Source organism: Paracoccus sp. Z118 (assembly GCF_019061185.1).
GTDB lineage: Bacteria > Pseudomonadota > Alphaproteobacteria > Rhodobacterales > Rhodobacteraceae > Paracoccus.
In genome coordinates this window covers 34,356-46,492 of sequence record NZ_JAHQZU010000019.1, presented here as the reverse complement: position 1 = coordinate 46,492, position 12,137 = coordinate 34,356, and the positions used below count along the sequence as shown (strand labels likewise).

General features: G+C 61.1%; 18 protein-coding genes. 9 read left to right on the top strand and 9 right to left on the bottom strand.

The window, feature by feature from the left end; genetic code table 11:
• The first annotated feature begins 169 nt into the window (after positions 1–169).
• The 4 genes from KTN05_RS13705 to KTN05_RS13690 all read left to right on the top strand — a co-directional run bounded on the left by KTN05_RS13705 (position 170) and on the right by KTN05_RS13690 (position 1,391).
• The gene (locus KTN05_RS13705) at positions 170–439 is read left to right on the top strand and encodes a hypothetical protein (protein WP_217329973.1); all 270 of its coding nucleotides are present in this window, start codon (positions 170–172) and stop codon (positions 437–439) included.
• Entirely contained in the window at positions 436–780 is a 345-nt protein-coding gene (locus tag KTN05_RS18695) for a type II toxin-antitoxin system RelE/ParE family toxin (protein WP_217329972.1), read from the top strand. Before KTN05_RS13705 ends, KTN05_RS18695 begins: the two co-directional genes overlap by 4 nt.
• A complete protein-coding gene (locus KTN05_RS13695) occupies positions 777–929 on the top strand; it encodes a hypothetical protein (RefSeq protein WP_217329971.1) in 153 nt (50 codons plus the stop codon). Before KTN05_RS18695 ends, KTN05_RS13695 begins: the two co-directional genes overlap by 4 nt.
• A gap of 144 nt (positions 930–1,073) precedes the next feature.
• Positions 1,074–1,391 carry a hypothetical protein gene (locus tag KTN05_RS13690; RefSeq protein ID WP_217329970.1) on the top strand — a complete coding sequence of 106 codons (318 nt, stop codon included), beginning with the start codon at positions 1,074–1,076 and terminating at the stop codon, positions 1,389–1,391.
• An 86-nt stretch (positions 1,392–1,477) separates the two neighbouring features.
• On the opposite strand, the gene KTN05_RS13685 is transcribed toward KTN05_RS13690, so the two are convergent.
• The 4 genes from KTN05_RS13685 to KTN05_RS13670 form a co-directional block, all read right to left on the bottom strand.
• A complete protein-coding gene (locus KTN05_RS13685; protein ID WP_217329969.1) occupies positions 1,478–1,810 on the bottom strand; it encodes a hypothetical protein in 333 nt (110 codons plus the stop codon).
• Between the two features lie 180 nt (positions 1,811–1,990).
• Positions 1,991–2,311, bottom strand: a complete 321-nt coding sequence (locus tag KTN05_RS13680; protein WP_217329968.1) for an H-NS family nucleoid-associated regulatory protein — start codon at positions 2,309–2,311, stop codon at positions 1,991–1,993.
• A gap of 127 nt (positions 2,312–2,438) precedes the next feature.
• Positions 2,439–2,825 (bottom strand): type II toxin-antitoxin system death-on-curing family toxin, encoded by a 387-nt coding sequence (locus tag KTN05_RS13675; RefSeq protein ID WP_217329967.1) that lies wholly within the window; start codon positions 2,823–2,825, stop codon positions 2,439–2,441.
• Entirely contained in the window at positions 2,822–3,046 is a 225-nt protein-coding gene (locus KTN05_RS13670) for a transcriptional regulator/antitoxin MazE (RefSeq protein ID WP_217329966.1), read from the bottom strand. Before KTN05_RS13670 ends, KTN05_RS13675 begins: the two co-directional genes overlap by 4 nt.
• 682 nt (positions 3,047–3,728) lie before the next feature.
• Here KTN05_RS13670 and KTN05_RS13665 point away from each other — a divergent pair.
• Both KTN05_RS13665 and KTN05_RS13660 read left to right on the top strand, forming a co-directional pair.
• Positions 3,729–4,001, top strand: a complete 273-nt coding sequence (locus KTN05_RS13665) for a hypothetical protein (RefSeq protein ID WP_217329965.1) — start codon at positions 3,729–3,731, stop codon at positions 3,999–4,001.
• 76 nt (positions 4,002–4,077) lie between these two features.
• Complete coding sequence (locus tag KTN05_RS13660) at positions 4,078–4,749, top strand: outer membrane protein (RefSeq protein WP_217329964.1); 672 nt, start codon at positions 4,078–4,080, stop codon at positions 4,747–4,749.
• 158 nt (positions 4,750–4,907) lie between these two features.
• Here KTN05_RS13660 and KTN05_RS13655 read toward each other — a convergent pair whose 3' ends face one another.
• The 3 genes from KTN05_RS13655 to KTN05_RS13645 form a co-directional block, all read right to left on the bottom strand.
• A complete protein-coding gene (locus KTN05_RS13655; RefSeq protein ID WP_217329963.1) occupies positions 4,908–5,480 on the bottom strand; it encodes a hypothetical protein in 573 nt (190 codons plus the stop codon).
• A 153-nt stretch (positions 5,481–5,633) separates the two neighbouring features.
• Positions 5,634–6,311 carry a thermonuclease family protein gene (locus KTN05_RS13650; protein ID WP_217329962.1) on the bottom strand — a complete coding sequence of 226 codons (678 nt, stop codon included), beginning with the start codon at positions 6,309–6,311 and terminating at the stop codon, positions 5,634–5,636.
• Between the two features lie 169 nt (positions 6,312–6,480).
• The gene (locus tag KTN05_RS13645; protein ID WP_256449520.1) at positions 6,481–7,905 is read right to left on the bottom strand and encodes a Hint domain-containing protein; all 1,425 of its coding nucleotides are present in this window, start codon (positions 7,903–7,905) and stop codon (positions 6,481–6,483) included.
• Positions 7,906–8,445: 540 nt separating this feature from the next.
• Between KTN05_RS13645 and KTN05_RS13640 the strand changes: the two genes are divergently transcribed.
• The 3 genes from KTN05_RS13640 to KTN05_RS13630 all read left to right on the top strand — a co-directional run bounded on the left by KTN05_RS13640 (position 8,446) and on the right by KTN05_RS13630 (position 9,304).
• A complete protein-coding gene (locus KTN05_RS13640) occupies positions 8,446–8,652 on the top strand; it encodes a cold-shock protein (RefSeq protein ID WP_217329960.1) in 207 nt (68 codons plus the stop codon).
• A 111-nt stretch (positions 8,653–8,763) separates the two neighbouring features.
• The gene (locus KTN05_RS13635) at positions 8,764–9,042 is read left to right on the top strand and encodes a DUF982 domain-containing protein (RefSeq protein WP_371823365.1); all 279 of its coding nucleotides are present in this window, start codon (positions 8,764–8,766) and stop codon (positions 9,040–9,042) included.
• Positions 9,043–9,121: 79 nt separating this feature from the next.
• Complete coding sequence (locus KTN05_RS13630) at positions 9,122–9,304, top strand: hypothetical protein (RefSeq protein WP_217329959.1); 183 nt, start codon at positions 9,122–9,124, stop codon at positions 9,302–9,304.
• A gap of 391 nt (positions 9,305–9,695) precedes the next feature.
• Here the strand turns inward: KTN05_RS13630 and KTN05_RS13625 are convergent, their stop codons facing one another.
• Both KTN05_RS13625 and KTN05_RS13620 read right to left on the bottom strand, forming a co-directional pair.
• Positions 9,696–10,640 (bottom strand): ParB/RepB/Spo0J family partition protein, encoded by a 945-nt coding sequence (locus KTN05_RS13625; RefSeq protein WP_217329958.1) that lies wholly within the window; start codon positions 10,638–10,640, stop codon positions 9,696–9,698.
• Complete coding sequence (locus KTN05_RS13620) at positions 10,637–11,836, bottom strand: AAA family ATPase (protein WP_217329957.1); 1,200 nt, start codon at positions 11,834–11,836, stop codon at positions 10,637–10,639. Before KTN05_RS13620 ends, KTN05_RS13625 begins: the two co-directional genes overlap by 4 nt.
• Positions 11,837–12,137 lie beyond the last annotated feature (301 nt).

The window sequence follows — 12,137 nt, the reverse complement described above, 5'->3', positions numbered from 1 at the left end:
GACACCCGCAAAGCGCCATCGAAGACCTCATGCCCTGGCGCTTCAACCAGCCGTCAAGCATCGCCGCATAGGGCAACGACCTCGCGCTTACGATCACAGTGCAGCACCACAGCTTGAACCACCGTTAGAAGAGCAGTATATGACCAAGTCATACCAAGGAGACTTGTCCATGACAGTCAAGACCACCTTGAGCTTTACGGACCGTCACCACCAGTTCCTGAGGGAACAGGTGGAGAAAGGCATCTATGCAACTGCCAGCGCCAGCGTCGCCGCTGCCATTGAGCAGATGATTCAGGACGAAGAGGCGCGGCAAGTCATGCTGTCGGCGCTTGCAGACGAGGTCCGCTCCCGTGCATCGACGCCACGGGAGGCCTATGTCGCCGAAGATGAAGCCTTCGCCGGCGTCTTCGCGGATATTGAAGTCGCCGAGGAGGGGTGAGTTACCGGGTCCGCTTCCATCCGGCCGTTTCCGATGACCTGCGCGGAATCGCTCGCAGCATGCTTCCGCATGCAGGCAAGACGATCACCACCCGTGTCGCCTCCGAACTCCGCGATGCAGCCCGCTCACTTCAGGAGGCTCCACATCGCGGATCGCTCAGGCATGAGATCATGCCGGGCCTCAGGGCCATCCCCGCGGCTCGACGAGGCGTGATCGCGTTTACTGTCGATGATGCGACGCGGGAGGTGTTCGTCCTCATCATTGCCTACGGAGGCGCAGACTGGGTGTCGCGTGTCCCGGGGCGGCGGGCCTCAGGCCGGGAACCGAGGTCGATTTTGTGATCGGCAATGACGGGCTGGTGCGGGTGATCCCCTCGGACCGGCTGCGGAGCGAGCAGGCGGCGAGGCTCCAAGGGACGATGGCCCGACTGCGTGGCAGCCCTGACAGCGCCCTCTCCACGGACGAGATCATGGCCCTGACCCGCGAATGACGCCGGTCCTAGCCGATTCCAATATCCTGATCGACATCGCCACCAGCGAGCCGGCTTAGCGCCCGGGGTCGGTGGACGCCCTTGCCGTCACCCGCCCGTAACCTTCGCACCCTATTCTGTCGGCACGTTGACGGAGGATCGTCCATGGGCCACTGGCACGCGTCATCTTTGGCGGGGCTGCTGCTGACCGGGTGCTACAGGCCGATCTGCGCCTTTGTCTACGGCCTGCCGGACAGCCGCGTCCGCACGGCGTTCATGCGGCTCATGGAGATGGCATTTTCGGAAACGGACCATTGCGCGCGAGTGGCGCGAACCTATGCCATTGGTGTTGCGTTGCGGGATTACAAACCGCAGCCAGAGCATCGAACCCATGACCAACTTTCTGATAGAAGTCGCGACCTTCCTGATTATGGCGATTGTCACTTTCGCGATTACCTTGGCGGAGCACGCCGCCTGACCTGAGCATCCAAAAACTTAACCAATGGCTCCGCCGCGCGGGGTCTCTTGGTATGTGCCCGTGACCCGGCCAGAAGCGCGTTCTTACCGGTCTATTCAGTGCTGAGGCTGGCTTCAGTCACAGCAAGCTTCATACCTGAGCTTGCTTCCTCCGGGCTGGCCAGCGCGAGCTTGCGAAGTCCTGTGGCTACCGCGGATATACGATCCTCAACACCTTCCGGTATCGGTGAGGCTGCCAGACTGTCAGCTATTGCGAGCGCAGTCTCCCTGGCGGGCGGCTGAGCAGAGAAGATCGCCTTCAAGGCCGCTTCAATCACGTGGAGCTTGTCCATGACCTCACGGTGCCGATCTTCAGCCTCCTGAGCGACGAAGCCAATCGCCTCATAGTAGGACCGGAATGAATAAATCTTGTCAATGTTCGACATGTTCTGTCTTCCCGCGGTCCAACCCGGCCGGCAGCGCTCTCTGGCGCGCCCAAATACGCTCTAGATGAAGCCGTGGCGTTCGTAAGCCATCTCTAGCCTGCTCCAACCCGCTAATGTTACGCAGAGCATCCCTTAACCCGCTCATAAGTGACGTTGAGTGCCGGCTAGGCAAACATCTCCTCAGGCAGACAGTTCGTCCAGCGAGCGCCCTGCCTCGAGTGCGGCCTTGACCCAACCGGGCCGACGGCCTCGCCCACTCCATGTTTGGTCGGAGTTGTCGGGGTTCACATAGCGGATGTCAGCAGACGCGCTTGCCCGCTTGCGCCCGGTCTTTGTTCCTTCAACCAGATCGGCAAGCTTGAATCCATGTTCCCGAGCCACCTCTTCCACGGCATCCAGCGCTGCTTGGCGAGTTCTGGTCTCATAGCTTGTTATCGCCTGGTCGACGTTCTTCCGCAGTTCGCGCAGTTGCTCGATCGTCATGTCATCCAGATCATGCATGGGAAATCATCCTTGATGAGTTTTCGATCCCATACCTACAACTTCAACGAGGTGCCATGCTCGAGTTTTCAGGGCGTGTTCAACCGGCTTGAATCACCGTCGACATCAGCCATCTGGCCCACCTCCCTCAGAGCGGGGTGAGGCCCGCCGATAGCCATCCGGCGAACTCCGTCTCGCTTATGCCTCCTGCCGCCAGGTCCTCCATCATCCTGACGCCTTCGCGGGGGTCAGGACGACAGGAGAAGCCGTTCAGGCGCAAGAAGGTGAGTGTCGTGACAAAGGCGGTGCGTTTGTTGCCATCCACGAAGGCGTGCGCCTTGGAGATGCCGAAGGCGTAGGCTGCCGCGATTTCCGCAAGCCCGGAGTCAGTGTAGGCAGCCAGGTTCATTGCGCGAGCGCAGCCCATCTCCAAGAGCGCCCGGTCGCGCATGCCGGGAGCACCGCCATGCCGGGTGATCTGGCGGTCGTGAATAGCCACAACGGCAGCGAGCGGAACCCAGACCGGAGCCATCATGCGAGGGCTTGAAGCAGATCTCGGTTTTCATCCATCACAATCTCGGCTGCGGCGAGGGCTTCAGCCACCGACGGATCGTGCGCCATGACTTTGAGGCTGCCATCGTCTCCGCGCAGCACGAAGAGTGTGTCACCCTCTTTGACATCAAGAATGGCCAGCATTTCGGTTGTCAGGGTCAAGACAGCAGAGTTGCCAACTTTCCGAACCTTCGTTTCGATCATTAGACGACTCCCTCAGAATATACAGAAGTATATACGATGAAAGGCGGTGTAGACAATCAGCTCTCTCGGCTGCTCTCGACCTGGGTGAGCCAACCGACTGGGCGATCGAGCAAGCCGCACCCGCGTGAGAGCCATCGAGGACGCAGTCTTCGCTCGGTGGTGGCCCGCATCAGGGGCCCAGATCACGAACCTCTGCCCAGCCTGCGGCGCGTGATCAAAGAGCGCGCCATCCCGTACTTCGACACGGACGATGAGGCGCCGGTCGTGCGTGTTCTCGTGATGTTATTCGGGAGACAGGATCACCGTTGGGGATGCTGATCAGGGGGCTGGAGGGCTGATCGGTCGCGGCCAAATGGGAAGGCCGTTTCTGGGCGACGATTGCACATCATGGCCCCCGGTGGGGGCGACCCCACTTATACAGCCGTTATCAGCTTCGTCAACCTCTATCTGCTCTCAGCCCCTAGGGTTCCGCAGGACTGAATGGAGGTTGTTTCGACCAGTTAGCCTTTCGGACGATGTTTTCCCTGACCTTTCGACCGTATTGAGGCTCGATCAGCCCCCTGATCCTGCACGAGACTGTACGTTTGCTATGGTCTGGGGTTCCCTCCCATTAACTGCCAGTCTTTCGGAATGATGTTGGGCTGAAACGATCGGGATCATAGGGGTGATACAGGTCTGACTCATGTGGTTCTGGAACTACAGGCTCCGGATCATGAAGGTGATGGCGAACACGCTCAGGGACAGGCCGCTGACGGCCCTGATGTTGGCGGGGGGTGTGGGACCGCAGACAGGGATCGACACGGTCTGGGACGGGTCTCTGGCGGGTAATGCGGCCGATGGATCCGTCTGGTTCTCGGTGGGTCCGCAGATGGGCTTCAATTCGCCCTCGCTGCACCCGGTGCTGGAAAAGCACAATCTAGCTATAGCGACCTGCGAACGGAACTGTCACCTATAGGTTGTGTTTAACGCGGAGAGTGGCTTCGTGCTGCCCTTCCTTCTGAATTTTCTGGAGTAATCCTGGCATGAGAAACATGACTCTTCCGCTTGCCTCGGCCATCGCGCTTGGCTTAACCGCGTCGGCACACGCCGGCGGATACACGGCCCCCGTCACCGAAATCGCCCCGGCGGCTCCCGTGGTCGTGGCACCTGAGCCTGCGGGTACCTGGGAGGGTCTGTATGCCGGTGGCACCCTCGGCTATGGCTTTGGCGGCGATGACGAGTTCACTCTGGGCGGCGTCACGGCCGACCAGGAAATCTCTGGCGTGAACGCGGGCTTGCACCTGGGCTACCGCTGGCAACGCGGCAATCTCGTGATCGGACCGGAACTGTCGGTCATGGGCGGCAGCGTCGACGACAGCGTTACGGCCGGCGGCCTAGACTACGAATCGTCCTTGAACCACATGATGACGCTGAAGCTGAAGACCGGCTACGCGGTGCGTCCCGACACGCTGGTCTACGGTACCGCCGGTATCTCGCGCGGCGACTTCACCTTCACCGCCGGGGGCGAGGAATACGACTACGATACCAACGGCTACGTCTTCGGCCTCGGAATCGAGCGCATGATCACCGACCGCCTGTCGGTCACCGGCGAGATCGAGCGCAACCACTTCAAAAGCGAGAACTTCGACGTGGGATTGCTCGGCGATACCAACGCCACGCCGTCTTTCAACAATCTCAAGGTGGGGGTGAACTACAGGTTCTGATCCGCTTGGCATCGGTCAAGGGCCGTCCTTCGGGGCCGCCCTTTCTCGTTGGCGTCGGTTGAGCATCGGTGGCCCGGCCCCAGCCCATACGGGTAGCGCGAATGCATCCGGAGACGGCAGCGGACCCTAGCCCCTCTAGGCAATCCACACGCTTGTATTCAGCCACCAGGGGCGGCGGCCACGGTATCGGCAACTTCACCTGCGAGAGCGCGAGCGCGTTGGACCACATCCCGCGGAAGCTCGGCGGCATCGGGCGAGACCACATCGCCGATCTGCACGTTGAGGGCGCGCCCGTAGATCTCGGCAATACAGAGGTTGTAGCCAAGCTCGCCCACGCGCGAGGTCATGCAGTGCATCTTCAGGCCGCCGGGGCTTTCGACGCTCTCGCGGATCACCGGGATCTCGCCGCCGGCCATATAGGTGTCAGCACGGGCAATGTTACCTTCTATCCCTCGCTCATCCAGGGGATAGAGCAGCACCTGCATGTTCCGATCGTCTTCTGGGCTGCCGTAGGTCGCCATGATCCGGCCTTCCTGCGGTCGGCTCTGGATCGAGGAACGCGCCAGTTCGTCGATTTTCTCGGGAAAACCCGGAAGGAACGCGTTGGTGAGATGACCCGCGACCTCGTTGGGCGCTCCCTTGTCCAACGTGGTCTGCGCTGAGGCGGGCGAGATGAGAGCGGCGAGCAACGTCGCGGCAAGGAGAAGTGTGGGTCGGGAATCGCGCGTCATCTATTTGTCCTTCTGTAGCCGGCAGGTGAACCGGCCTCGCGGGTGCAGGGTTCCTGCGAGCTTGCCCACCGCGAGGCAGGCCATGGCTCTCAAGTGCGCAACCTTTGATGACGGTGGCGGTCACCGGCATCGACAGCCGTCAACCTCCCTCGCTTAGCAGATGCTTTCGCAAGGAACGCCGTCGCTGTCGCCATCAAGGCGTCCGCCCCAAGAGCAATTATCCAAATACCAGCGCGCTTCCTGGCAGCTACCAATCTGAGAGCACGTCCGTCGAGGGCTACATGAATACGAGCGCTGGACCAACTGGTGCAGCATCGCCGGAAGTTCAGCCCGGTCATCCGACGTGCGTGATCCTTTCCGCCAATCCCGCGGCATATCGAACTTCGTTCGCCACATGCCCTTCCCAGCTTCGCGTGCTCGAACTTCATCACCGATGTATTCGGAGGAGTACTGGCGATAGGCGATGGCCACGCCTTCACTCACCATCCATTTGTTGAGGTCTTCGCGCTTGCTGAAGCATCTAGCGACGATACGCTCATAACGGTCCGTATCGGTTTGCTCACATCGAATGGGGGTCCGACTGATCTTTTCGGCAAGTGCCAACGCTGCCGCCTGCCCGCACCGCCACTTGGTCCCATCACGTTCAGTGCAAACCTGCCCACTTTCGGCTGCGTCGATGCCGTGCAAGCGGATACGCGACCCGTGAACCTCAAGGGTATCGCCGTCAATGACAGAAGCCACACCCTGTATGATATTTTGTTCAGCTCTGAATGCAGCAGTCGGTGTGTAGCTGGCCAGCACCAAAGCAGCAGCAGTAAAAAGGTACTTCACGGCCTTACCCTCGTTCTCCCTTACTGTCCCGATGAAGTCCCAGCTGCGCGGGCCCTTCACGCGCCGAAGAGGCTGGTCGCCCGCTCCAGCGGGTAGAACCGCTGCATGTTGCAGGGAGTATCCGCGCAGGTGACGAGCACAGACGCTGGCGACTGAGACCTGGTACCGGTCAGGACACCAGCGGCCTGGCGTTCTGAGCGTGGCGCATGGCCAGCTTGCGACCCATCCGGCCCGAGGCGAGCGTCCGCGCCGGGGCGCGGGCGGCCGCATCGTCGCTCAATTCGGGGAAGATTTCGAAGATCTCGTCGCGCCCGGCCTCGCCGACGGCGCTCAGGGCCTGCTTGCCGGGATAGAGCGATTCCGTCTCGGCCCCGTTCGACCAGACCACCTGGTGATCGTCGAAAAGGAAATGAACATAGGTCACGCCATCCAGATCCTCTGCGATGTCCACACCATCCATCAGGAGAAGCTGCTTGGCAGCGACCAGCACCTCCTCCGTGCCGAACATCTTCTGGGCAATCTTAGAGCGGATCAGAACTCGGTGCTGCGGCGACACGACCAGATCGGACGACGGCGTATTCGCCCCCAACGCGCCGGTGGCGATGCGGATCGGGCGCAGGTTCGGCGCGGCCTCCAGGTCGGCCCCGGTCAGGTGGCGTTTGCCGACCCAGCGGATCGGCTGGAGCCCGGCGTCACGGGTGCGGACCAGATCGCCCACCGCCAAATCGGCAGCAGCCACGGGACCCCGGTCCGTTTCGATCAGCGTGTCGGCGGCGAAGCACGTGACACCGGTGCTGAACCTGTCCAGTTCCGAGGCTGCCAGCGGCGTGCCGTCGGCGTCAGCCGTACCGCCGGTCTGGATGGTCAGGGTAAGGCTCGGCAGGCCATTCTGGCCGTCCAGCATGTTCAGGGTGCCGTCCGCCTGGTCGGCGCGAAGCCATCCCAGCGGCGTGGCGAACTGGTTTTCCGGGTTGGCTGTGTTCCAGCGGACAAGGTTTACGTCGTTGTAGTAATCCGTCAGGGCAACGTAATCCCGCTCGGCCGCGTCTTCACCTGAGTTGAAGTCCCGGATAACGGCGTTGGTAGCGCCGAAAAGGATAAAGTTGTCCGCCCCGGCACCGCCGACCAGCGTGTCATTGCCGGCGCCCCCTTCGATCGCGTCGTCTCCAGCCCCGCCCTCGAGCAGGTCATCGCCGTCGCCGCCGCGCATGGCGTCGTTGCCGTCGCCGCCGCGCAGCGTGTCATTACCGGCCCAGCCTTCCAGCGTGTCATTCCCCGCGCCGCCTTCCAGCAGGTCATCACCGACATCGCCATCGAGAAAATCGTCGCCGTCGCCGCCGAGAAGCGTGTCATTACCGTCGCGGCCAAGAAGCGTGTCGTTCCCCCCACCCCCATCGAGCAGGTCGTGGCCGGCACCCCCGTCGAGGGTGTCATCACCTTCCCCGCCATCGATGGTGTCGTCACCCTCCCCGCCCAAGAGCAAGTCGGCTCCACCCAAGCCCAGAATCTCATCGTTCCCGCCAAGACCGTCGATCGTGTCAGCCTCAGGCGTCCCGGTCAGGACATCGTCAAACTCCGTGGGAGTGGTAGGCATGCTATCTTCCTCGTTCCTGTTCGCGGGGCTGGACCTGCTTTTCGACGTTATCCGCTAGTCTGCAGCGGATCGCCAACGGTTTTTGGTTAGCTGAGGGCGTGCTGTCCTATGCGATGATATTGCCGCTGCCCCCTGACTACCGGCCCGCGGCGCTCGTCCCGTCGAGCCAGCGGCATTAGATGACCGCGTGGGCAAAGGCTCGCTTCGAACTCCGTCGCTCTGTGCCCGGTCCGGAGTCCGCCATCTCGGAGAGCTTGGCCCACGCCACGTCGTCAATATCCTCGGAATGATCGGTACCACCACCACGGGGCCGCGGCTCAGCCAGATTCTGCGGTGCGGCCGCGCCGTGCCCTTCACCAGCTCCAGCTCCAGCTCCAGCCGAAAAAATAAACCACCGCTACCCCTCGCAATAATGGCGACGAGCGTATATATGCAGGTAGCAATAAATTTTTCGAACCTGTTCCTGACGGCTCAGCTCTCGATTTCAGCTTTGCCGGGCCGCTGCATTTTGTGAGCGGCAAACATACAAGGAATGTCATGATGGCCAATGGCACCGTGAAATGGTTCAACTCCAGCAAAGGTTTCGGCTTCATCCAGCCTGAAAGCGGCTCGAAGGACATCTTTGTCCACGTGTCCGCCGTCGAGCGGGCCGGCATCCATCAGCTGAACGATGGACAGGCCGTCTCGTTCGATCTGGAACGGGACCGAGACGGCCGCGAGTCGGCAACGAACCTTGTTCTCGCCTGAGCAAGAGCCCATAGATCATGAAGGTTGGGCGGCTCCGATGGCTGCCCTCCTTCCCTGAGGACCGGCCGCATTGCGATGTGCCCGTGTTCATTTTTCCCGAAAGTACCCACGTTGATTGAGATTTATTGGGGCAAACCCTTGTCCTTTGTCGTTTCGCCAGAAGGCGATATCCAGAACTTCAGCACTGCTGAACAGGTGCGCTACTGGCTGCGAAAAAAATGGCCTGTGTCGGACCACGCCCGCGAACGGGCTCTTCACCAGGTCGAGGCGGCCATGAACTGCCTGGCATCAGTCGGGACTGCGCGTCGGGCGTTCATTGCCGCCGCGAAGTCTGCTGGTTTCATGCCTGAAAACCTTATGACCCAACCGAACCGCGACACTGCGGTGTGAAACGTGTGGACAGGCGGCCGGCTTGGCCGTCCGATCCTTGAAGTCTCTGGAAAGGGTGCAGTGCAGACCAATGCCACCCATGAAAGGTGATGCTGTGACGAAGCCTGCTGAGCTGACCGACGATGAAGTGGCCTATCTCATACTGCAGAACTGCTACGATCTGGGCGTTGGCCACGGAGCTGCTCAGGCGATGGTCGAGCGCTCCCTGCAGCATCGTCGGAAATTGCGAGACGCGAACGCCCTGGCCAAGCAAGCTCTGTAAGGTCCATGTCGCGCACGGCGTGACCGGGTCGCCTCTTCAACGCCGGTATAATACTCTTGCCCCTCATCCGTGGGTTCCTACGGGCATGCGGCGTTGCGAGAGATAGTCCGGGCGGCCTGGGCATATCACTGCCAGTCAGTGCCGCGGATAAAAATCGTTCATTAACAATCACCTAACCTCTTCCAAAGCGGGCTCTTAGGAAAATTGCCAATTGGCAATTTTTCATGTGAACCGGTCAATCTCCGGCGGCGCGACCGCTAGAAAATTGGGCGCCCCACGGAACCCCGATGACGCCCCTGCCCTCCCCTGATCCTGCTGAGCTACGATGACCCTGCATGAGCAAGGATCGCTTCGCTGGAAATTGCCAGTTGGCAATTTTTTTCCACCGGCCCTATCCGAACCGGTTGCTCAGGTACCTGTCGAGCTCCGCGCGGAGCGTCTCCGCCGGCACATCACTGTCAAAGCGCATTGTCACTTGCCCCCCCCGTTCCCGGATGTGCAGGACGCCTTCTTCCGCCGATTTCGGGGCCGTTGATTTTTTGGCCGCCGCCTTCAGCCGCATCAGCACTCGCGGAACCGGGACGAAGCCTCCCTGCCCTGCCCTCGCCTGATCCTGCTGGGTCGCGATCGCCTTCGCTTCGGCGAGAACGGCCGCCTGGTCTTCCGATAACAGGGGGCGCAGGGTCCGGGCATGCAGCTCCTTCAGGTCGGTGATCCGAGGCCACGCGCGGATCAACGGCTGGGGCAGCCGGGCTAGGTATAGATATCGGGAGAGCCACGCCTCGGATACTTCGAGCCGCGCAGCCATCGCCTTCTGCTTGCCCCCGTAATAGAGCGACAGCGCCCGCGCATAATCACGAGCTCGCTCATAGTCCGACAGGTCTGCGCGGTCCCGGTTCTCGATATCGGCGAGGCGAAAGGCTTCCTCATCCGTCAGGTCCCTCACCTCGATCAGGTAGCGGAACTGCGGATAGTTGTTGGCCCGTAGCCACGAAACCGCAAAGTGCCGGCGAGCGCCGCAAATCACCTCGTATTCGGCCCCCTGCCCCGTGCGGCGCCGGACGATCGCCGGAAATTCCTGCTGTCCTTGAGCGCGGATGCTGTCGATCAAGTCGCGGCAGTTCTCTTCCGTCAGAAGATCATAGGCGCGGTTATGGCCTTCCCACATGACGCAGCTCGCGGGATCGACCCACCGCAGCACCTTTTCCTCCCGCGCGCCCGTATCGGCCAGCGCGTTGGAGCGTTTGAGGAAGCGGCTCCCGCCACGTGAGACCGGAGCATCATCTGGGATGTCCCGAAGGACATCGTCGAAAATCGCATCGTGTCGCTTGCTCACAGCAGCCCCTCCCTGCGCAGATCATTGTGGTGGCTGGGCCATGTCTTGCGAACCAGCAATTCGACCTCACGGCCGACTGCATCGAGATAGGCCCGGCAGCGTTTGTGAGTTTCGGTTCGTGCCGCCGCCCCGGTCATCTCATAGACGGTCATCAGGTTGGCGCTGGCGTTATCGATCTCGGCGCTGTCCTTGAGGACCGACTGCAGCATGTCTTGGGGGAACACCGCGTCCATCATCCGTTTGATTGCTTGGTGAGCGGACTTCTGGTCGTTCATCTTCGAGGTCAGGATCTTGACGAAGCTGAACTGCCGGTCGCCACCGACCTGCGCCAGTTCGGCGAGGGTCGTCTCCAGCATCTTCAGGAAATGCGCGGTTGAGGCAAAGTCGATGTTGTTGGGTGGTGCTGGTACCAGCAAGGCGTTGGCGGCCCGCAGGACGGACAACGACAGCATGCCGAGGGCAGGTGGCGGATCCAGCAAGATGATGTCGAACTGGTCGGCGATGCTGTCCACCCCTTCGCGGAGGCGATCGAGAATGAAGGCTGGATCGCGCGCCATCCGGGCGGCGAACTCGTATTCTGCATCATATAGGCCAAGATTCGCCGGAATGATGGCGATGCCCGGCCAGTAGGTAGCGCGCAGCGCGTAGTGCAGTGATTTCGGCCCGCCATGGCGCAGGAAGGGATAAAGCGTATCCTCCTCCTCATCGACATCCACGTCAGGGTTGAGGCCGAATACGGCTGTCGTCGAGGCTTGGCTGTCACAGTCGATGATGCAGACGCGATATCCCTTGAGGGCGAAGAACTGTGCGAGATGGGACACCACGGTTGATTTACCGACCCCACCTTTGAAGTTCTGCACCGCCAGCACCAGCGGGGGATCGTCCGCTGCGCGGCGGGGCAGGGTACCGAAAACCTCGCGCATCCGCTGGATGTCAGCGAGCGAATAGCCGACCCGGCGACCGGTCTCGGGATCCTTGGCCGGTTCCGGGAGTCGGCCGTCTGCCTCGGCGTCGCGGATGGCCTTCTCCGAGCGCCCGACCATCTCGGCGGCTGTCCGGACGTTGAAGCGGAGTGCAAGCTGTTTCTGCGTGCCTGGGGCAAACACCCTTTCGCGCAATCGTTCGATCACGGTTCCTGCGCGCTGGCTGAGCACTGCAAGCTCGTCGAGTGTGACCGGTGGAAGAACACTGTCCATGATGTCTGTCCTGATTGTCCGCTCCATGGTCCTACGTATCATCGGCCAAGGTCGGTTATTTGGTGGCTCTGAGACCCCAGAGCGTAAGCTGTGCTGATTTGTAGCTCAGGCGCTTCGTTTATGCGAGACGGACGGGTTCTTGGGGAGCCTCTCGTGCCATGCATCCCAATCTGTAAGGGCTCCGCTCACGTGAGACGTTGAACCAAAAATCCTGTGGATAAGTAACCACCCCTTGTTCTAGATTCATAGTTCTAAGTTCATCGACCGCAATAGGTTGATTATATTGAATTAAAAGGTTGGT